This window comes from Enterobacter cloacae complex sp. 2022EL-00788, assembly GCF_026627565.1.
Taxonomy (GTDB): Bacteria; Pseudomonadota; Gammaproteobacteria; order Enterobacterales; family Enterobacteriaceae; genus Enterobacter; species Enterobacter pasteurii.
In genome coordinates, this window is sequence record NZ_JAPNMC010000006.1 from 1 (window position 1) to 21060 (window position 21060).

General features: G+C 57.2%; 19 protein-coding genes and 1 riboswitch. Of the genes, 12 read left to right on the forward strand and 7 right to left on the reverse strand.

What is annotated here, in order from left to right:
• Positions 1 to 539 precede the first annotated feature (539 nt).
• Together purH and purD are read left to right on the forward strand one after the other, a co-directional pair.
• Positions 540 to 2129 (forward strand): bifunctional phosphoribosylaminoimidazolecarboxamide formyltransferase/IMP cyclohydrolase, encoded by a 1590-nt coding sequence (purH, locus tag OWK27_RS10660; protein WP_267590373.1) that lies wholly within the window; start codon positions 540 to 542, stop codon positions 2127 to 2129.
• A 15-nt stretch (positions 2130 to 2144) separates the two neighbouring features.
• Complete coding sequence (gene purD / locus OWK27_RS10665) at positions 2145 to 3437, forward strand: phosphoribosylamine--glycine ligase (protein WP_242169865.1); 1293 nt, start codon at positions 2145 to 2147, stop codon at positions 3435 to 3437.
• A gap of 48 nt (positions 3438 to 3485) precedes the next feature.
• Here the strand turns inward: purD and OWK27_RS10670 are convergent, their stop codons facing one another.
• From OWK27_RS10670 to nudC, 6 genes are all read right to left on the reverse strand, one after another.
• Positions 3486 to 4178 (reverse strand): DUF1481 domain-containing protein, encoded by a 693-nt coding sequence (locus tag OWK27_RS10670; protein WP_176611147.1) that lies wholly within the window; start codon positions 4176 to 4178, stop codon positions 3486 to 3488.
• Between the two features lie 11 nt (positions 4179 to 4189).
• Positions 4190 to 4462 carry a nucleoid-associated protein HU-alpha gene (hupA, locus tag OWK27_RS10675; RefSeq protein ID WP_002445246.1) on the reverse strand — a complete coding sequence of 91 codons (273 nt, stop codon included), beginning with the start codon at positions 4460 to 4462 and terminating at the stop codon, positions 4190 to 4192.
• A gap of 186 nt (positions 4463 to 4648) precedes the next feature.
• Positions 4649 to 5239: a YjaG family protein gene (locus OWK27_RS10680; protein WP_022646712.1), complete on the reverse strand. Its 591-nt coding sequence runs from the start codon at positions 5237 to 5239 to the stop codon at positions 4649 to 4651.
• Positions 5240 to 5280: 41 nt separating this feature from the next.
• Positions 5281 to 5952 carry a deoxyribonuclease V gene (gene nfi, locus OWK27_RS10685; RefSeq protein WP_148422704.1) on the reverse strand — a complete coding sequence of 224 codons (672 nt, stop codon included), beginning with the start codon at positions 5950 to 5952 and terminating at the stop codon, positions 5281 to 5283.
• Between the two features lie 9 nt (positions 5953 to 5961).
• Entirely contained in the window at positions 5962 to 7026 is a 1065-nt protein-coding gene (gene hemE / locus OWK27_RS10690) for a uroporphyrinogen decarboxylase (protein ID WP_148422705.1), read from the reverse strand.
• Positions 7027 to 7064: 38 nt separating this feature from the next.
• Complete coding sequence (gene nudC, locus OWK27_RS10695; protein ID WP_148422706.1) at positions 7065 to 7838, reverse strand: NAD(+) diphosphatase; 774 nt, start codon at positions 7836 to 7838, stop codon at positions 7065 to 7067.
• 95 nt (positions 7839 to 7933) lie between these two features.
• Between nudC and rsd the strand changes: the two genes are divergently transcribed.
• The 10 genes from rsd (at position 7934) to OWK27_RS10745 (ending at position 16719) form a co-directional block, all read left to right on the forward strand.
• A complete protein-coding gene (gene rsd, locus OWK27_RS10700; RefSeq protein WP_148422707.1) occupies positions 7934 to 8431 on the forward strand; it encodes a sigma D regulator in 498 nt (165 codons plus the stop codon).
• Positions 8432 to 8485: 54 nt separating this feature from the next.
• Positions 8486 to 8595: riboswitch (TPP riboswitch) on the forward strand.
• A gap of 79 nt (positions 8596 to 8674) precedes the next feature.
• Positions 8675 to 10570 (forward strand): phosphomethylpyrimidine synthase ThiC, encoded by a 1896-nt coding sequence (gene thiC / locus OWK27_RS10705; protein ID WP_193356731.1) that lies wholly within the window; start codon positions 8675 to 8677, stop codon positions 10568 to 10570.
• A complete protein-coding gene (gene thiE / locus OWK27_RS10710) occupies positions 10570 to 11211 on the forward strand; it encodes a thiamine phosphate synthase (RefSeq protein WP_148422709.1) in 642 nt (213 codons plus the stop codon). Before thiC ends, thiE begins: the two co-directional genes overlap by 1 nt.
• Positions 11198 to 11953 (forward strand): thiazole biosynthesis adenylyltransferase ThiF, encoded by a 756-nt coding sequence (thiF, locus tag OWK27_RS10715; RefSeq protein ID WP_148422710.1) that lies wholly within the window; start codon positions 11198 to 11200, stop codon positions 11951 to 11953. Before thiE ends, thiF begins: the two co-directional genes overlap by 14 nt.
• Positions 11937 to 12137, forward strand: a complete 201-nt coding sequence (gene thiS, locus OWK27_RS10720) for a sulfur carrier protein ThiS (RefSeq protein WP_176608984.1) — start codon at positions 11937 to 11939, stop codon at positions 12135 to 12137. The genes thiF and thiS overlap by 17 nt, the downstream gene beginning before the upstream one ends.
• A 1-nt stretch (position 12138) precedes the next feature.
• Complete coding sequence (gene thiG / locus OWK27_RS10725; protein WP_267590374.1) at positions 12139 to 12906, forward strand: thiazole synthase; 768 nt, start codon at positions 12139 to 12141, stop codon at positions 12904 to 12906.
• A complete protein-coding gene (gene thiH / locus OWK27_RS10730; protein ID WP_267590375.1) occupies positions 12906 to 14039 on the forward strand; it encodes a 2-iminoacetate synthase ThiH in 1134 nt (377 codons plus the stop codon). Before thiG ends, thiH begins: the two co-directional genes overlap by 1 nt.
• Positions 14040 to 14371: 332 nt before the next feature.
• Positions 14372 to 15913, forward strand: a complete 1542-nt coding sequence (locus OWK27_RS10735) for a sensor domain-containing diguanylate cyclase (RefSeq protein ID WP_267590376.1) — start codon at positions 14372 to 14374, stop codon at positions 15911 to 15913.
• Between the two features lie 180 nt (positions 15914 to 16093).
• Positions 16094 to 16402 (forward strand): PTS sugar transporter subunit IIB, encoded by a 309-nt coding sequence (locus tag OWK27_RS10740; RefSeq protein ID WP_010425948.1) that lies wholly within the window; start codon positions 16094 to 16096, stop codon positions 16400 to 16402.
• The gene (locus OWK27_RS10745; protein ID WP_008503455.1) at positions 16402 to 16719 is read left to right on the forward strand and encodes a PTS lactose/cellobiose transporter subunit IIA; all 318 of its coding nucleotides are present in this window, start codon (positions 16402 to 16404) and stop codon (positions 16717 to 16719) included. The genes OWK27_RS10740 and OWK27_RS10745 overlap by 1 nt, the downstream gene beginning before the upstream one ends.
• Positions 16720 to 16810: 91 nt before the next feature.
• Here the strand turns inward: OWK27_RS10745 and rpoC are convergent, their stop codons facing one another.
• Complete coding sequence (gene rpoC, locus OWK27_RS10750) at positions 16811 to 21034, reverse strand: DNA-directed RNA polymerase subunit beta' (protein WP_148422715.1); 4224 nt, start codon at positions 21032 to 21034, stop codon at positions 16811 to 16813.
• Between the last annotated feature and the right edge of the window lie 26 nt (positions 21035 to 21060).

A 21060-nucleotide genomic window follows, 5' to 3' on the forward strand; every position in this document is an offset into this window, starting at 1 on the left:
AACTTCGTAATGAATTACGTATGTTCACTCAGAGACTTGGTATTCATTTTTCGTCTTGCGACGTTAAGAATCCATGTCACTTTGAGTGCCCACACAGATTGTCTGATAAATTGTTAAAGAGCAGTGCAACGCGGCTTTCGCTCACCGTTGCGAGGTGGCGTATATTACGCTTTCCTCTTTCAGAGTCAACCCGTTATTTCAGGATTTTTTCTCTTCAACCGACCGGGTAGTTTGTGAAGTGATTCACATCCGCCGTGTCGATGGAGGCGCATTATAGGGAGTTCTCCGCAGGCCGCAACCGCTAAATGACAGAAAAATGACTGACTGCTGAATTCCCCAGCAAAACCCCGCCTTATACCCTTTTACGCACAGAGTTATCCACAGCGCTTCGAAAAAGTGAAAATATGCGAGCGTTGCGCAAACGTTTTCGTTAAAATGCTCGCGCCTAACAAGGATGCCCCGTCAGGTGTGTTAGATGAGTTTTTCGCGGGAAAATTCATCTAACGCTCTCTGTAATCGTGAAATCCAGGGGATTTACCATGCAACAACGTCGTCCAGTCCGCCGCGCTCTGCTCAGTGTTTCTGATAAAGCCGGTATCGTCGAATTCGCTCAGGCACTTTCCGCACGTGGTGTGGAGCTGCTTTCTACAGGTGGCACCGCGCGCCTGTTAGCAGATAAAGGTCTGCCGGTAACCGAAGTGTCCGACTACACCGGTTTCCCGGAAATGATGGATGGACGCGTCAAAACCCTGCACCCGAAAGTGCACGGCGGTATTCTTGGCCGTCGCGGTCAGGACGACGGCATTATGGAACAGCATGACATCGCGCCAATCGACATGGTTGTCGTTAACCTCTATCCGTTTGCCCAGACCGTAGCCCGCGAAGGCTGCTCCCTGGAAGATGCGGTTGAGAATATCGACATCGGCGGTCCGACCATGGTGCGCTCTGCCGCCAAGAACCATAAAGATGTGGCCATTGTGGTGAAGAGCAGCGACTACAACACCATTATTAATGAGATGGACGCCAACGAAGGGTCGCTGACCCTGGAAACGCGTTTCGACCTCGCCATCAAAGCCTTCGAACATACCGCCGCGTACGACAGCATGATTGCCAACTACTTCGGTAGCCTGGTGCCGGCTTACCATGGTGAAAGCAAAGATCCTTCCGGCCGCTTCCCGCGCACGCTGAACCTGAACTTCATTAAGAAACAGGATATGCGTTACGGCGAGAACAGCCACCAGCAGGCTGCCTTCTATATAGAAGAAGAGGTAAAAGAAGCTTCTGTCGCAACCGCTCAGCAGGTTCAGGGCAAAGCGCTCTCCTATAACAACATTGCCGACACCGACGCCGCGCTGGAATGCGTGAAGGAATTCAGCGAGCCGGCCTGCGTTATCGTCAAGCACGCCAACCCGTGCGGCGTTGCCGTGAGCACCTCTATCCTTGACGCTTACGATCGCGCCTACAAAACCGACCCGACCTCCGCGTTTGGCGGCATTATCGCCTTCAACCGCGAGCTGGATGCCGAAACCGCACAGGCCATTATCTCCCGCCAATTTGTTGAAGTGATCATCGCGCCGTCCGCATCAAAAGAAGCGCTGAAAATCACCGCTGCGAAACAGAACGTGCGCGTGCTGGTTTGCGGCCAGTGGGCAGCACGCGTGCCGGGCCTGGACTTCAAGCGCGTGAACGGTGGCCTGCTGGTTCAGGATCGCGATCTGGGTATGGTGACAGAAGCCGACCTGCGCGTGGTGACCAAACGCCAGCCGACCGAACAGGAGCTGCGTGACGCGCTGTTCTGCTGGAAGGTGGCGAAGTTCGTGAAATCCAACGCCATTGTCTACGCCAAAGAGAACATGACCATCGGGATAGGTGCAGGCCAGATGAGCCGCGTTTATTCTGCGAAAATTGCCGGTATCAAAGCAGGTGACGAAGGTCTGGAAGTGAAAGGCTCCGCCATGGCCTCTGACGCCTTCTTCCCGTTCCGCGACGGCATCGATGCGGCCGCTGCGGTGGGCATCACCTGCGTGATCCAGCCTGGCGGCTCAATCCGCGACGACGAAGTGATTGCCGCCGCCGACGAACACGGCATCGCGATGATCTTCACCGACATGCGTCACTTCCGCCATTAATTCCCGGAGCAGAAAATGAAAGTATTAGTGATTGGCAACGGCGGGCGCGAGCACGCGCTGGCGTGGAAAGCGGCGCAGTCCCCGCAGGTTGAAACCGTCTTTGTGGCGCCGGGTAACGCCGGTACCGCACTGGAACCCGCGCTGCAGAACGTCGCCATCGGCGTCACCGATATCCCCGCGCTGCTGAGTTTTGCTCAGCGCGAAAACATCGATCTGACTATTGTTGGTCCGGAAGCGCCGCTGGTGATCGGCGTGGTAGATGCCTTCCGCGCCGCTGGCCTGAAAATCTTTGGCCCAACGGAGGGTGCTGCCCAACTGGAGGGTTCGAAAGCCTTTACCAAAGATTTCCTGGCTCGCCATAACATCCCGACGGCGGAATACCAGAACTTCACAGAGGTGGAGCCCGCTCTGGCTTACCTGCGCGAAAAAGGCGCACCGATTGTCATTAAGGCCGACGGCCTGGCCGCCGGGAAAGGCGTGATCGTGGCGATGACGCTCGAAGAAGCCGAAGCCGCCGTTCACGATATGCTGGCCGGCAACGCCTTTGGCGATGCGGGTCACCGCATCGTGATTGAAGAGTTCCTCGACGGCGAAGAGGCGAGCTTTATCGTGATGGTCGACGGCGAGCACGTTCTGCCGATGGCCACCAGCCAGGATCACAAGCGCGTGGGTAATGGCGATACCGGCCCGAATACCGGCGGAATGGGTGCCTACTCCCCTGCTCCGGTGGTCACTGATGAAGTGCATCAGCGCACCATGGATCGCATCATCTGGCCAACCGTGAAAGGGATGGCGGCAGAAGGCAATACCTATACCGGTTTCCTCTATGCGGGCCTGATGATCGACAAGCAGGGCAATCCGAAGGTTATCGAATTCAACTGCCGCTTTGGCGATCCGGAAACGCAGCCGATCATGCTGCGCATGAAATCTGACCTGGTGGATCTGTGCCTGGCGGCCTGCGACGGCAAGCTGGACGAGAAAACCTCAGAGTGGGACGAGCGTGCATCGCTGGGCGTGGTGATTGCTGCGGGTGGATATCCTGGCAACTACAACACCGGGGATGAGATCCACGGCCTGCCGCTGGAAGAAATTGACGGTGCGAAGGTGTTCCACGCCGGTACGACGCTGGCTGACGACGATCGCGTCCTGACCAACGGTGGCCGCGTGCTGTGCGCCACCGCGCTGGGTCACACCGTAGCAGAAGCACAAAAACGCGCCTATGCGCTGATGGCGGATATTCGCTGGAACGGCAGCTTCAGCCGTCAGGATATCGGCTATCGGGCGATTGCGCGGGAGCAGGGCGAGTAATTTCCCCCTCACCCTAACCCTCTCCCCTCAGGGGAGAGGGAAATCAAATCAGAAACTCTTTTCTGTCGGCTGCCAGGTGCAAAAATCTTCGTTCGCCACCAGCAGCAGCTGTGAACCTTCCGGCGCCTCAAGCCACGCCACGCTCACTTCCATCGATGAATGCCGCTGACGGCGCTGAATATGTTCTGTTGCCCAGGATTCAAGGTCAGGCTTTACCGTCTGCCCTTCGCAGGTGGTCACCGTACCATCGGTATGCCAGCGCCCCTGGCGCAGCACCACGCGGCCCTGACGCAGCGCATCGCTGGTCTGGCGGATTTGTTCAGCGCGGTAACGGTAGAGGGCGATCTGATCGCTGGAAAGCTGCTGTTTCTGACCGCTGGCTTCATGCTGCATAAAGCTCAGCTCGCCGTGGTCATCGAAACGCACTTTCACGTGTTCGGGGGTCTTGCTGTAGATGTTCAGCTCAATCAGCGTTAGCGCCTCGCCCTGCCAGCGATATTCTGCGGTCGAGGTATTGCCGCTATGCCACGGGCTGAATGCGGAAAGCAGATGAACTTCATTGCTGGAGTCTTTACGCCAGATCCTTACCGCCCCCTGGTTGTCAGCGTAGCCGCTGGCAGTAAACGGAGGGAGTGAGGCATCGTGGCTACAGGCGGAAAGCAACAGCGCGCCTGCCAGCGCGAGCGCGCCACGCCAGAATGACAAAAGGGGCGTTGCCGCCCCTTCGTTAAAACTGTTCACTGCCACGCGTCTTACTTAACTGCGTCTTTCAGTGCTTTACCAGAAACAAATGCCGGCACGTTAGCTGCGGCGATTTTGATTTCTTTACCGGTCTGCGGGTTGCGGCCAGTACGCTCAGCGCGGTGGTTCACTTTGAAGGTACCGAAACCAACCAGTTGTACAGCATCACCTTCTTTCAGAGACTCAGTAATAGCAGCCAGGGTAGATTCCAGAGCAGCTTTAGCCTGCACTTTAGACAGATCAGCCTTGTCCGCAATTACATCAATCAGTTGAGTCTTGTTCATAAGTTATCCTTTCAATGTGTTTATCGCTTGCTAAGCATCGAGTGCGACGAAAATGCCAAAAAAGCACTCTCCTGCATACACGCACCGATAGCCACTTTTTTTCGCCCCCCAAATGTAGACCAGACGGGGGGCGAAAGGGAAGAGTCGAGGAGTGACAAAACAGGCGTTAAATCACGTTTTGTTGTCTCATTGGTTAAAAATTATACCAATATTGCTCTCGCCGGCCTCGCGCAGGTCCGCGCGCAGCCCTTTGATCAGCTCAATATCACGCTCTTCACACTCTGCCAGCAGGCGGAAAATCTCCCACTGAATGTCCCATTCTTGTTCCACCGCCGGGTTAGCACGCAGCTCTTCGTCGGTCATTTCGCGGCCTTCCTGGGTCATTTCCAGCATCGCGACGGTAGTGATCGATGCCTTACTGACTTCAATGGCGTGTTCCAGGGTTTCACCGCTCAGACGGGAGTGGATTAGCTCGCTCAATGCCACACAGGCATCGATGGCCGGGTAAACACCATACAGGTCGTAATCATCCGCTGCCGGGATCGCCTCCTCCAGCTTTTCGAGCTGAGAGTCAAAATTCACCTTCGCGTCTTTGACCGTCAGCGTCTCCCAGATCAAATCCAGGATACGACGATAAATCTGGCCTTCGCCAAACTCCGTTTGCTTACAGAACGCGGCGTAGTTGGGATACATGCGCTCGCACAGGCAAGCCATAAAAGTCACGTGCTGCCAGCTTTCCAGCTTCTCAAGGCGCAGATGAATCGGGTTTTGTAACATGATGATGTCTCGAATCGAAAATTAGCCGCAGTTTACCTGAATCACGGCTGAATTGCCTGCCATCGAACAAAAGCCGGACGCGAGGAAGCGACGGCATCAGCCCAGCGCGTCGGCTCCGGTAAGCGGTAGCCCTTCATGCAGCGTTGTACCCACGCCAGCGCGCTGTCCATGCTCACACGGTGCCCGGTCGCGATAAACAGCGGATTGCAGCGCGCCTTACTGCGCCAGACCCACGCCAGCTGCTCGCCTTTATGGATAAGCGGCGCCAGCGCGCCCGGTTCAGCAGAGAGCGGCTCAAACGCGCCGCACAGGCGTTTTTTCGCCACGCCAATGGTAGGCACATCCACCAGCAGACCAAAGTGGCTGGCGACGCCCAGGCGGCGCGGGTGCGAAATACCGTGTCCGTCCACAAACAGCAGGTCAGGTTTTTGCGAGAGTTGCTCCCACGCGGCCAGCAGCGCCGGATATTCGCGGAAGGAGAGAAAGCCGGGGATGTAGGGCATTGTGGTGGCGATACGCGCCACCTTGTATTCCACCAGCTCCAGCGAAGGGTATTTCAGCACCACCATCGCCGCCCGCGTGACTTCACCGCCCTGCTCAAACCCGACGTCCGCCCCGCCAATGTACTGCGGGGGATCCTTATCCAGACGATCCTCGCGGATCACTGATGAAGCCAGTTCGATTTGCTGAGCGCGTAGCGACGCGAGATCCATACCTACTCCTTACCTGTGATACTGGGCTGAAAGCCGATGCACCGCCTCCACAAATACGCCCGCGTGTTCTGGCGGCACATCCTGATGAATGCCGTGGCCGAGGTTGAAGACGTGGCCTTCACCCTGGCCGAAACCAGACAGTATAGTCGACACTTCCTCTTCAATGCGGGCTGGCTGAGCATAGAGCATGGAGGGATCCATGTTGCCCTGAAGCGCGACTTTGTCGCCCACGCGACGGCGCGCATCCGCGATATCGGTGGTCCAGTCGAGGCCCAGCGCGTCGCAGCCGGTTGCCGCCATGGCTTCCAGCCACTGGCCGCCGCCTTTCGTGAACAGCGTCACCGGCACCCGGCGGCCTTCGTTTTCACGCAGCAGGCCATCGACGATTTTGTGCATGTAATACAGCGAGAACTGCTGATAATCACGCCCGGTCAGCACGCCGCCCCAGGTGTCGAAAATCATCACTGACTGCGCGCCCGCTTTGATCTGCGCGTTGAGATAGAGCGTGACGCTCTTCGCCAGCTTGTCGAGCAGCGTATGCAGCGCCTGCGGCTCGGCGTACATCATCTTTTTAATAACGGTAAAGGCTTTGCTGCTGCCGCCTTCCACCATGTAGGTTGCCAGCGTCCACGGGCTACCGGAGAAGCCAATCAGCGGCACTTCACCTTTCAGCTCGCGGCGAATGGTGCGCACGGCGTTCATCACGTAGCCCAGCTCGCCTTCCGGATCGGGGATCGGCAGCTTATCGACGTCGGCTTTGCTTTTAATCGGAGAGGTGAAGCGCGGACCTTCGCCGGTTTCAAAATAGAGCCCAAGGCCCATCGCGTCCGGAATGGTAAGGATGTCCGAAAAGAGAATGGCGGCATCGAGCGGGAAGCGGCGCAGCGGCTGGAGCGTCACTTCGCAGGCCAGCTCGGCGTTTTTGCACAGCGACATAAAATCGCCCGCCTGCGCGCGCGTGGCTTTATATTCTGGCAGATAGCGTCCCGCCTGGCGCATCATCCACACCGGGGTGACATCAACGGGCTGGCGCAGCAGCGCACGCAGATAACGATCGTTCTTCAGTTCGGTCATTTTGCAGTTCCTTATTGCGTCAGTCCGTCAGTGTAACACTACTCATACTCGGCCCGACACATTGCCACGGTATCTTCTATCAGGCGGCGCGCCACGGTTCCCGGCGGGGGCAGCAGGGGTAAATCGTCGTAGCGATACCAGTTCGCCTCAAGCAGCTCTTTCTGGTCGATAACAATCTCGCCGCTGTCGTAGTCCGCCATAAACGCCGTCATCAGCGACATCGGGAACGGCCACGGCTGGGAGGTCACGTAGCGCAGATTTTTCACCTTAATGCCGCTCTCTTCCATCACCTCCCGCGCCACCGCCTGCTCCAGCGTTTCACCCACCTCGACGAAGCCGGCGAGGACGGTATGAATGCCGTTACGATGACGAGTGTGCTGCGCCAGCAGAATGGAATCGTCACGCCGGATGGCGACGATGATGCACGGTGCGATTTGCGGGTAGTAGCGTTCCCGGCAGTGGCCGCAGAGCATCGCCCACTCGGTTTTGCTCGGGTGCATGGTGTGGCCGCAGTAGCCGCAGAATTTGTGCGAGCGGTAGAACTCCGCCAGCTGCACGCCGCGCCCCGCCAGCTGGAACAGGCCAACATCCAGATCCAGAACCTGGCGAACGGATCCCATATCCTGACGGCGCGCCTGTTGGATCAACCACACGGATTCGCCCTGCCACTCGCCGATCTTCAGCGCGGGTTGCCCCACAAGATCAAACGTTTCCGCCGTACCGTAGGGTAATTCTCCACCGGGCAGCCATAATTTCTGTTCGTGGCTGACGATCCACCAACCCAGATCTGATTTTTCAATAATACGATCCATATCTATTGCACTACCTTCGCTTCACTGACATGTTGTTAGCATTGTGGTTACATTTTGGATAAGTAGATCCCATTCTAAACCTTGTGGAGTCGACCATGTTAAACCAGCTGGAAAGCCTGACTGAGCGCGTTGGAGGAAGTAACAACCTGGTGGATCGCTGGCTACATGTGCGCAAGCATCTACTCGTGGCGTATTACAATCTGGTCGGTCTTAAGCCTGGCAAAGAATCCTTTATGCGGCTGAATGAAAAGGCGCTGGATGACTTTTGTCAGCGCCTGGTCGACTACCTCTCCAACGGCCATTTCAACATTTATGAACGCATTATCCGCGAAATGGAAGGCACAAGCCCGTTTTTAGCCGCAACAAAACTCTATCCACAGCTGGAGGCCAATACCCAGCAGATAATGGAGTACTACGATTCGACGCTCGAAAACGCTATCGATCACGACAATTATCTTGAGTTTCAGCAGGCGCTGTCCGACCTCGGCGAAGCGCTGGAAGAGCGGTTCACGCTGGAAGACAAGCTCATTGCCCTCGTGCTGGATAACAACCTGTTTGTCAGCAGCGACGATAACGTCGTGCGTCCTGCTTGAGTTATTAATCGTTAACGAGTAATTTACAACCAGTCGCCCCTCTGTGGAGGGGGATTTTTCTTGTCGGAGTGCCCAGTGTGAAAGCACGGGCTGAGACCGTTAATTCGGGATCCGCGGAACCTGATCAGGTTAATACCTGCGAAGGGAACAAGAGTCATGCTGCTGTTGTATCGCCCCAGAGGCGATCTTCTCTTGCTTCATCCGTCGTCTGACAAGCCATGTCCTTCACTTTTGGAATGAGCTATGTCTACAACAAAACTGACCCGCCGCGAACAGCGCGAACACGCCCAACGCTTCATCGACACCCTGGAAGGCACCGCTTTCCCGAACTCTAAACGCATCTACATTTCCGGCTCGCAGGCCGATATCCGCGTGCCGATGCGCGAAATCCAGCTTAGCCCGACGCTTATCGGCGGCAGCAAAGAGAACCCGCAGTTTGAAGACAACGAAGCCGTGCCGGTGTACGACACCTCCGGCCCGTACGGCGATCCTTCTGTTGCTATCAACGTGCAGCAGGGTCTGGCAAAGCTGCGACAGCCGTGGATTGACGCGCGTAACGACTGCGAGGAACTGAGCGTGCGCAGCTCAGCGTACACTAACGAGCGCCTGGCCGACGACGGCCTGGACGAGCTGCGCTTCACCGGCCTGCTGACGCCAAAACGCGCCAAAGCGGGCAAATGCGTGACCCAGCTGCACTACGCGCGCCAGGGGATCGTCACGCCGGAGATGGAGTTCATCGCCATTCGCGAAAATATGGGGCGCGAGCGCATCCGCAGCGAAGTCCTGCGCCACCAGCACCCGGGCGAAGGCTTTGGCGCACGCCTGCCGGAGAACATCACGCCGGAGTTTGTGCGTGACGAAGTGGCCGCCGGGCGCGCCATTATCCCCGCCAACATTAACCACCCGGAATCCGAGCCGATGATTATCGGCCGCAACTTCCTGGTGAAGGTCAACGCCAACATCGGCAACTCGGCGGTAACGTCCTCCATCGAAGAAGAGGTGGAAAAGCTGGTCTGGTCAACGCGCTGGGGAGCGGACACGGTGATGGATCTTTCCACCGGCCGCTATATTCACGAAACCCGCGAGTGGATCCTGCGCAACAGCCCGGTGCCGATTGGCACCGTCCCGATTTATCAGGCGCTGGAAAAAGTGAACGGCATTGCGGAAAACCTTACCTGGGAAGCGTTCCGCGATACGCTGCTGGAGCAGGCGGAACAGGGCGTGGACTACTTCACCATCCACGCCGGCGTGCTGCTGCGCTACGTGCCGATGACGGCCAAACGTCTGACCGGCATCGTCTCGCGCGGCGGTTCGATTATGGCGAAGTGGTGCCTGTCCCATCATCAGGAAAACTTCCTCTACGAACATTTCCGCGAGATCTGCGAAATCTGCGCCGCCTATGACGTTTCGCTATCGCTGGGCGACGGCCTGCGTCCGGGCTCCATCCGCGATGCCAACGACGAAGCGCAGTTTGCCGAGCTGCATACGCTGGGCGAGCTGACCAAGATCGCCTGGGAATATGACGTGCAGGTGATGATTGAAGGCCCGGGACACGTGCCGATGCAGATGATCCGCCGCAACATGACCGAAGAGCTGGAGCACTGCCACGAAGCGCCGTTCTACACCCTGGGGCCGCTGACCACCGATATTGCGCCGGGCTATGACCACTTCACTTCAGGGATTGGTGCGGCGATGATCGGCTGGTTCGGCTGCGCCATGCTCTGCTACGTTACGCCGAAAGAGCACCTCGGCCTGCCCAACAAAGAGGACGTAAAGCAGGGGCTGATTACCTACAAAATCGCCGCCCACGCCGCCGACCTGGCGAAAGGCCACCCGGGCGCGCAAATCCGCGACAACGCCATGTCCAAAGCGCGCTTTGAATTCCGCTGGGAAGACCAGTTTAATCTGGCGCTCGATCCCTTCACCGCCCGCGCCTATCACGACGAAACCCTGCCGCAGGAATCCGGCAAAGTGGCCCACTTCTGCTCCATGTGCGGACCAAAATTCTGCTCAATGAAAATCAGCCAGGAGGTGCGCGACTACGCCGCCGCGCAGACCATTGAAGTGGGTATGGCGGACATGTCAGAAACCTTCCGCGCGAAAGGCGGCGAAATCTACCTCAAAAAAGAGGAGGCATAATGTACAAGCCCGATTTCCCCCCCGTCCCCTTCCGCTTAGGGCTTTACCCGGTGGTGGACAGCGTGGCGTGGATTGCCCGTCTGCTTGAGGCAGGCGTGCGCACCATCCAGCTGCGCATCAAGGATAAGCGCGATGAAGAGGTAGAGGCTGACGTGGCCGCCGCCGTTGCGCTGGGGCGTCGCTACGATGCTCGCCTGTTTATTAACGACTACTGGCGGCTTGCCGTTAAGCACGGGGCCTACGGCGTGCATCTGGGTCAGGAAGATCTGGAGACGACCGACCTGCATGCCATCCGCGAAGCCGGCTTGCGTCTTGGCGTTTCCACTCATGACGATATGGAGATTGACGTGGCGCTCGCGGCCCGCCCCTCCTACATCGCCCTCGGCCACGTTTTCCCGACGCAAACCAAACAGATGCCGTCGGCCCCGCAGGGCTTGACGCAGCTGGCGGCACACGTTAAACGCCTCGCCGATTATCCCACCGTCGCCATCGGCGGGATCGGCCTTGAGCGCGCGCCTGCCGTGCTGGAAACCGGCGTCGGCAGCATCGCCGTGGTCAGCGCGATCACCCACGCGGCCGACTGGCAGGCCGCCACCGCGCAGCTTTTACAACTGGCAGGAGCTGGCGATGAGAGATCGTGATTTTATGCGCTACAGCCGCCAGATCCTGCTGGAGGATATCGCCATCGACGGGCAGCAAAAGCTGCTCGCCAGCCGGGTACTGATTGTTGGCCTGGGCGGATTAGGCGCCCCCGCCGCGCTCTATCTGGCCGGCGCGGGCGTGGGCACGCTGGTGCTGGCGGACGACGACGAGGTGCACCTCAGCAACCTGCAGCGGCAAATCCTCTTCACAACGGAAGACGTCAGCCAGCCTAAAGCGCACGTCACGCGCCAGCGGCTGAACCAGCTAAACCCGGACATTGAGCTGGTTGCGCTCCGGACGCGGCTTAGCGGCGAAGATCTGCAGCGCGAAGTTGCCCTTGCCGACGTGGTGCTGGACTGCACCGACAACATGGCGACGCGCCAGGCGATCAACGCCGCCTGCGTGGCCCGGAATACGCCGCTGATCACCGCCAGCGCGGTCGGTTTTGGCGGGCAGATAATGGTGCTTACGCCGCCGTGGGCTCAGGGCTGTTACCGCTGCCTGTGGCCGGACGAGGCTGAACCGGAGCGCAACTGCCGCACGGCAGGTATTCTTGGCCCGGTTGTGGGCGTGATGGGCACGCTGCAGGCGCTGGAGGCCATCAAGCTGCTTAGCGGCATGGAGACGGAACGGAACACGCTGCGGCTGTTCGATGCCCGCTCCGGCGGCTGGCGCCATCTGGCGTTACATCGCGCCAGCCGCTGCCCGGTATGCGGAGGCCGCGATGCGCATTCTGCTTAACGATGAGCCGGTGACGTGTGACGACGGGCTCACCGTTGCCGCACTGCTCGACACGCTGCGCCAGCTAAAGCCGGGAACGGCGCTGGCGCTCAATCAACAGATCCTGCCGCGCGAGCGGTGGGAACACCAGCAGGTCAATGAAGGCGACCAGATCCTGCTGTTTCAGGTTATCGCAGGGGGCTGAGATGCTACGTATTGCCGATAAGGTCTTTGATTCACATCTGTTTACCGGAACCGGGAAGTTTGCCTCTCCGCAGCTGATGGTTGATGCCATCCGTGAAAGCGGCAGCCAGCTGGTGACGCTGGCCATGAAGCGCGTGGACCTGCGCCAGCACAACGATGCCATTCTTGCGCCCTTGCTGGAGGCTGGCGTGACGCTTTTACCGAACACCTCCGGGGCGAAAACGGCCGAGGAGGCGATTTTCGCCGCCCGGCTGGCTCGCGAGGCGCTCGGCACCCGCTGGCTGAAGCTGGAAATTCACCCGGATGCCCGCTGGCTGCTGCCCGACCCGATTGAAACCCTGAAAGCCGCCGAGAAGCTGGTGCAGCAGGGGTTTATCGTGCTGCCCTACTGCGGCGCCGACCCCGTTCTCTGCAAGCGCCTGGAGGAGGTCGGCTGCGCCGCCGTGATGCCGCTGGGCGCGCCCATCGGCTCTAACCAGGGGCTCGAAACCCGCGCGATGCTGGAGATCGTCATTGAGCAGGCTACCGTACCCGTGGTGGTGGACGCGGGAATAGGTGTACCCAGCCACGCCGCGCAGGCGCTGGAGTTAGGGGCCGATGCGGTACTGGTGAATACCGCGATTGCGGTCGCCGACGATCCGGTCATGATGGCGCGCGCGTTCCGTCTGGCCGTGGAGGCTGGCGTGCTGGGGAGAGAGTCCGGCCCCGGCGCGCGCAGCTTTCAGGCGCAGGCCACCAGCCCGCTCACCGGTTTTCTGGAGGCGCTCTGATGGCTACCTTTACCGATCGCTGGCGTGAGCTTGGCTGGGACGATATTGCCCTGCGCATCAACAGCAAAACCGCGGCTGACGTTGAGCGCGCGCTGCATGCCCGCCACCTTACCCGTGATGATCTGATGGCCCTTCTCTCCCCCGCGGCCAGCGCGTATCTCGAGCCAATGGCGCAGCGCGCGCAGCGCCTCACCCGCCAGCGCTTCGGCAACACGGTGAGCTTTTACGTGCCGCTCTATCTCTCTAACCTGTGCGCCAACGACTGTACCTACTGTGGATTCTCCATGAGCAACCGCATTAAGCGTAAAACGCTGGACGAGCATGAGATCGCCCGCGAGTGTGCGGCTATTCGTGAAATGGGGTTTGAGCACCTTCTGCTGGTGACGGGTGAACATCAGAGCAAAGTGGGAATGGACTACTTCCGCCAGCACCTTCCGGCCATTCGTCGGGAATTTTCCTCGTTGCAGATGGAAGTGCAGCCTTTGTCGCAGGAGGAATACGCAGAGCTAAAAACCCTCGGGCTGGACGGCGTTATGGTTTACCAGGAAACCTACCACGAGGCGACGTATGCCCGGCACCACCTGAAGGGGAAGAAACAGGATTTCTTCTTCCGGCTGGAGACGCCGGACAGGCTGGGACGGGCCGGGATCGACAAAATCGGTCTGGGGGCGCTGATTGGGCTTTCCGATAGCTGGCGGGTGGATTGCTACATGGTGGCGGAACATTTGCTGTGGTTGCAGCAACGCTACTGGCAGAGCCGCTATTCCATCTCGTTCCCGCGGCTGCGTCCCTGCGCGGGCGGCATTGAGCCGGCCTCGCTGATGGATGAACGCCAGCTGGTGCAAACCATCTGCGCATTTCGCCTGTTCGCGCCGGAGGTGGAACTGTCGCTCTCCACCCGCGAGTCCCCGGCGTTCCGCGATCGCGCCATCCCGCTGGCCATCAACAACGTCAGCGCTTTTTCCAAAACGCAGCCTGGCGGCTATGCCGACGAGCGTCCGGAGCTGGAGCAGTTTGCGCCTCACGACGGGCGGCGGCCAGAGGCGGTCGCGGAAGCGCTGGCCGCGCAGGGGCTACAGCCCGTGTGGAAAGACTGGGACAGCTGGCTGGGAAGAGCCTCGCATTTGCGCTGAAACAGACTGTAAAAACGCGGAAAGGTTACGAGGCGTCTCGTAGGATTGAAACCGGGCGATTGTTATCCTCAGCCCGGTTTCCTTATGCTTGGCACGTCAGCAACGGATGCTGACCAGGGCGAAAATGCTTCTTCCTCGTTTCGCCCTGCCCCCCGCCTCTTAATCAGAATCTTAACCGATAAAATAAATAGGACGCTTCTTATCTGTTCTTAAGATAAATCATCTCGTCGGTAATCACCTTCTGTATAATTTACTACCAGCAACCGGACAGCGACTATGCTGAGGATAACGACAGACGCAACGCGTCCACCTTCTGGACTGATGTACAACTCATGGCACTCCACAGTAAAAAGCTCTCTTTTACGCGGCCGATTATGGTCAGCTTCGCCGGGATCCTGTTCAGCTTCGTGCTGATCGCCGTGCTGGTAACCCTTTCACAGCGAAAAGATTTTCTCGAGGATTATCATAAAATTAATGGTAATTTCACCCATAACCTGGCGGTGAACTACACCGAGTCTATCCTGCGAGAAAATGACTATATTCTCGGGCGCGCCGCGATGTACTTCGCGCGTAACGACAGAGTGAATCAGACCATTAATATCGATCCGACACACGGCCTGCAGATGTTAATGCATTTACAGAACCTGATGCCGACCGTGTCGTCTATCTCTCTCGCGGACACCGGGGGGCATCATCTGCGCGCGCCGGAAGTGCTGCCTACGGAAAAGAGCCGGTCTTTCGACGCAAAAACCCGTCCATGGTTTATCGGGCAGGCAGAGGCCAGCAACTTCCCCCACTATACCCGCCCCTATCTGGACTATTTCACCGGGCATCCCACCGTCACCCTTTTTAAGCCGGTCATTTCACCCGAAGGCCGCCTCAAGGGCACGCTCGCTTTCCATCTTGATTTGACCTCCATGGGATATACCCTGCGCCAGATGGTAGCGCCGGTGCAGGGTGAGTTTTTTGTCGTTGAGCGCGACGGCGCCGTTGTGCTTCATCCGGACACGGGCGCGCTCTTTAAGCAGTACGTAAGCGAAGCACTGATGGACAAAATGACCAGCGGCGAAGGCCATATTTTCGATCCCAAAAGTAAGGCCTGGTACTACTACTACTCCTTCACCAACCCGGACTGGTTTGTAATTTATCGGGTTTCCGATACCACCCTCACCGTCATTACCCGGCATGAGACCACTATCGTCGGCTGGGGATTTGCGCTGGCGGCCATCATCATCATCCTGTTCGGGCTGTACCTGCGTCACGCCTCACGTTCCGTGCTGATGAACATTATCAACGCCATCAAAACCGGGGACGTCAACCAGGCTCCGCGCCTTGAGGCGATGCTCAGCCATACCATACAGTCGAACAAGGAACGCGAGATGGCGTATGTACGTCAGGCCACGCATGATGCGCTGACGGGCTGTAAAAACCGCCGGGCGTTCGACAGCGATGTGGATGAGCTGCTGAACGCCCATCAGCCGTTCGCCCTGGCGCTGGTCGACATTGATAACTTCAAATCCATCAATGACACCTGGGGCCACCTGAGCGGGGATATCGTGCTGCGCAACGTGGCGCGCGAAGGCATTCAGATCATGCAGCCGCATCACCTCTCCGTTTACCGCTACGGTGGTGAAGAGTTCGCGGTGATTTTCCCTGCCGAGCTGATTCACTCCGCTCACGCACTTCTGGAGGCCTGGCGCACCGCCGTCCAGCAGCGTGCCTGGCGGGAAGAGAACCTGCAGGTGACCTTCAGCGCCGGGCTGGGAGAATGGCATTTCGAACCGCTGGAGCAATTTGTCGGTAGCGTTGATGAAGCGCTTTACCGCGCCAAACAGCAGGGCAAAAACCGTGTTTTAAGCACGTCCAGCCGTTAATTTCCCGCCTGACATTTCGCCCGTTCCGACGGGCCGAACGCACGCCTGTGAAAAATTGTAACCGGTTTCAGGAAAATGCCGATTTCTTTGTGATGCCTGACACACAATCGCGGTAAAGCGGTTGTTGAAGCGGTCTGCACGGGATAATTATCAATAAACACATGTAGATCGAGGCTGACTATGAAGAACATCGTTTTATGCTGTGCAGCGGGAATGTCAACCAGCATGCTGGTTCAACGTATGAAAGATGCCGCGCAGAAAAAAGGAGTCGAAGTAACCATTAAAGCCGTTCCGGTCGCGGAGTTTAAAGACAACATCGCGACGGCTGACATCGTATTACTGGGGCCACAGGTTAAATACGAGCAGGCAAAACTGCAGGCGCAGGCCGATCCGCTGGGCAAGAAGGTCGCGGTGATCGACATGATGGATTACGGCATGATGAAAGGCGATGCCGTACTGGAAAAAGCGCTCAAGCTGCTGGAGTCATAATGGAAGACTTAGAAACCACCATCATGGAATTGCTGGTCAACGCGGGCGCGGCGCGCAGTGCGGCGCTGACGGCGCTGCAGATGGCGCGTAAGGGTGAGTTTGACGAAGCTGAAAAAGCGATGGAAGAATCGCGCGAGTATGTGAAGCATGCGCACACGATCCAGACGCAGCTTATCGGCCTTGACGAAGGGACCGGGAAACTTCCGGTTAACCTGATCACCGTTCACTCGCAGGACCATCTGATGAACGCGATGGTTATTCAGGATCTGGCAGGCGATATGATTGAGCTTTATCGGCGGATCCCGCTGGTAAACTGATAAAAAGCCCGGAGGCTCTTCGCGTTATGGGCCTGAAAAAACACAATAAAAAAACCCGCCGAAGCGGGTTTTTTATTTACGGCATCAACGATTATTCGTTGTCGGAACCGCCCAGACCTGCGTTCAGCAGTTCTGCAAGGCTCGCGGATGCATCTTCGGCAGTAACCTGCGGAGCAGCCGGCAGTTCGCCCGCTGCGCGACGACGCATACGATCCTGGTGGTACGCATAACCGGTACCGGCCGGGATCAGACGACCCACGATAACGTTCTCTTTCAGACCGCGCAGTTCATCACGTTTACCAGCAACAGCCGCTTCGGTCAGGACACGAGTAGTTTCCTGGAACGACGCTGCGGAGATGAAGGACTCGGTTGCCAGAGACGCTTTGGTGATACCCAGCAGATCGCGTGCGAAGGTTGCACCGATTTTGCCATTCGCTTCCAGATCGCGGTTAGCGATCTTAACGCGTGAGTATTCAACCTGCTCGCCTTCCAGGAAGTCGGAGCTGCCCGCGTTTTCGATGGTTGCTTTACGCAGCATCTGACGAACGATAACTTCGATGTGTTTATCGTTAATCTTAACGCCCTGCAGACGGTATACGTCCTGTACTTCGTTAACAATGTAACGAGTAACAGCATGCACACCACGCAGACGCAGGATGTCGTGCGGCGCTTCTGGACCGTCGGAAACCACGTCACCACGTTCCACGCGTTCACCTTCGAACACGTTGAGCTGACGCCACTTAGGAATCATCTCTTCGTACGGCTCGCTGCCATCTACTGGAGTGATAACCAGACGGCGTTTACCTTTGGTCTCTTTACCGAAGGAGATGATACCGCTGATTTCAGCCAGGATTGCAGGCTCTTTCGGACGACGTGCTTCGAACAGGTCCGCAACGCGTGGCAGACCACCGGTGATGTCCTTGGTACCGCCGGATTCCTGAGGAATACGCGCCAGGGTGTCACCAGAGCTGATCTGTACGCCATCTTCCAGCTGTACAATCGCTTTACCCGGCAGGAAGTACTGCGCAGGCATATCGGTACCAGGGATCAGAACGTCGTTACCCTGAGCATCAACGATTTTCAGTGCAGGACGCAGATCTTTACCGCCGGTAGTACGTTCAGCAGAATCCAGAACCACCAGAGAAGACAGACCGGTCAGCTCGTCGGTCTGACGAGTAATGGTCTGGCCGTCAATCATGTCAGTAAAGCGGATGAAACCACTTACTTCGGTGATAACCGGCATGGTGTGTGGATCCCAGTTTGCAACGGTTTCACCGCCGGCAACCTGCTCGCCATCACCTTTCGCCATAACCGCACCGTAAGGCACTTTATAGCTCTCTTTGGTACGACCGAATTCGTCGATCAGCTTCAGCTCGGTGTTACGAGAGGTCACAACCAGCTTGCCTGCAGAGTTAACAACAGACTTCGCGTTGCTGAGCTTGATGCTACCTTTGTTTTTCACCTGGATGCTGGATTCAGCAGCCGCACGAGATGCCGCACCACCGATGTGGAACGTACGCATCGTCAGCTGTGTACCCGGCTCACCGATGGACTGTGCCGCGATAACGCCGATGGCTTCACCTTTGTTGATGATGTGGCCACGCGCCAGGTCACGACCATAGCAGTGTGCACACACGCCAAAGTCGGTGTCACAAGATACAACGGAACGCACCTTCACGGAGTCAACAGAGTTCGCTTCCAGCAGGTCACACCACTGTTCGTGCAGCAGCGTGTTACGTGGAACCAGAATGTCTGCGGTGCCCGGCTTCAGAATGTCTTCCGCGGTCACACGACCCAGTACGCGATCGCGCAGTGGCTCTTTAACATCACCACCCTCGATAACCGGGGTCATGGTGATACCTTCAAGGGTGCCACAGTCGTCTTCGGTTACGACCAGATCCTGCGCAACGTCAACCAGACGACGCGTCAGATAACCGGAGTTCGCCGTTTTCAGTGCGGTATCCGCCAGACCTTTACGCGCACCGTGCGTGGAGATGAAGTACTGGAGTACGTTCAGACCTTCACGGAAGTTCGCGGTGATTGGCGTTTCGATGATGGAGCCATCCGGCTTCGCCATCAGACCACGCATACCTGCCAGCTGACGAATCTGTGCCGCAGAACCACGCGCACCGGAGTCGGCCATCATGTAGATGCTGTTGAAGGAAACCTGCTGCTCTTCTACGCCGTCACGGTTAATCACGGTTTCGGTTTGCAGGTTATCCATCATCGCTTTGGATACACGATCGTTCGCCGCAGCCCAGATATCGATAACTTTGTTATAGCGTTCGCCTGCGGTTACCAGACCAGACTGGAACTGCTCCTGGATCTCAGCAACTTCAGCTTCCGCTTCAGAGATGATCTCGTGTTTCTTCTCAGGGATGACCATGTCATCGATACCAACAGATGCACCTGAACGCGCTGCATAAGCAAAGCCGGTGTACATTGTCTGGTCAGCGAAGATAACGGTCGGTTTCAGACCCAGAATGCGGTAACAGGTGTTCAGCATTTTGGAGATCGCTTTCTTGCCCAGCGCCTGGTTGACGATGGAGAAAGGCAGACCTTTCGGTACGATCATCCACAGAATCGCACGGCCAATGGTCGTGTCTTTCAGGCTGGTTTTCGCAACGAATTCGCCGTTTTCATCTTTTTCGTACTCGGTGATACGCACTTTAACGCGCGCATGCAGAGAGGCCAGGCCAGCGCGATAAATACGCTCAGCTTCTTTAGGGCCAGTCAGCACCATGCCTTCGCCTTTGGCGTTAACACAGTCACGGGTCATGTAGTACAGACCCAATACAACGTCCTGAGAAGGAACGATGATTGGTTCACCGTTCGCTGGAGACAGGATGTTGTTGGTAGACATCATCAGCGCACGCGCTTCGAGCTGGGCTTCCAGCGTCAGCGGTACGTGAACAGCCATCTGGTCACCATCGAAGTCGGCGTTATATGCCGCACAAACCAGCGGGTGCAGCTGGATAGCTTTACCTTCGATCAGTACTGGCTCAAATGCCTGGATACCCAGACGGTGCAGGGTTGGTGCACGGTTCAGCAGTACCGGGTGTTCGCGGATAACTTCGTCCAGGATATCCCAAACGACAGCTTCTTCACGCTCAACCATTTTCTTAGCGGCTTTGATGGTGGTGGCCAGGCCACGCAGTTCCAGCTTGCCGTAGATGAACGGTTTGAACAGCTCCAGTGCCATTTTCTTCGGCAGACCGCACTGATGCAGACGCAGGTATGGACCTACGGTGATTACAGAACGACCGGAGTAGTCAACACGCTTACCGAGCAGGTTCTGACGGAAACGACCCTGTTTACCTTTGATCATGTCGGCCAAAGATTTCAGAGGACGTTTGTTAGAACCGGTGATCGCACGACCGCGACGACCGTTATCCAGCAGGGCATCTACCGCTTCCTGCAGCATACGTTTTTCGTTGCGTACGATGATGTCCGGCGCAGCCAGGTCCAGCAGACGTTTCAGACGGTTGTTACGGTTGATAACGCGACGGTACAGATCGTTCAGATCGGACGTTGCGAAACGACCACCATCCAGCGGAACCAGCGGACGCAGATCTGGCGGCAGAACCGGCAGAACGGTCAGGATCATCCACTCTGGTTTGTTACCAGACTGAACGAACGCTTCCAGCAGTTTGATACGCTTGGTCAGCTTTTTACGCTTGGTTTCGGAGTTGGTTTCGTTCAGCTCTTCGCGCAGAGTTTCACACTCTTGCTCCAGATCCATGCTCTTCAGCAGGGCCTGAATAGCTTCCGCACCCATCTTCGCGTCGAATTCGTCACCGAACTCTTCCAGCGCGTCCAGATACTGTTCTTCGGTCAGAATCTGGTTACGTTCCAGATTCGTCATACCGCCTTCGATAACTACATAAGATTCGAAGTACAGAACACGTTCGATATCACGCAGCGGCATATCCAGCAGCAGGCCGATACGGGACGGCAGGGATTTCAGGAACCAGATGTGAGCAGTTGGAGACGCCAGCTCGATGTGGCCCATACGCTCACGGCGTACTTTGGTCTGGGTCACTTCAACGCCGCACTTCTCACAGATCACACCGCGGTGTTTCAGGCGCTTGTACTTACCGCACAGGCACTCGTAGTCTTTTACTGGCCCGAAAATACGCGCACAGAAAAGGCCGTCACGCTCAGGTTTGAACGTACGGTAGTTGATGGTTTCCGGCTTTTTAACTTCACCAAAAGACCATGAACGGATCATGTCTGGCGAAGCCAGAGCAATTTTGATCGCATCAAACTCTTCGGTTTTAGTCTGCGCTTTCAGAAACTTTAATAAATCTTTCACGGATTTGCTCCCGTCGGAGTTAGCAC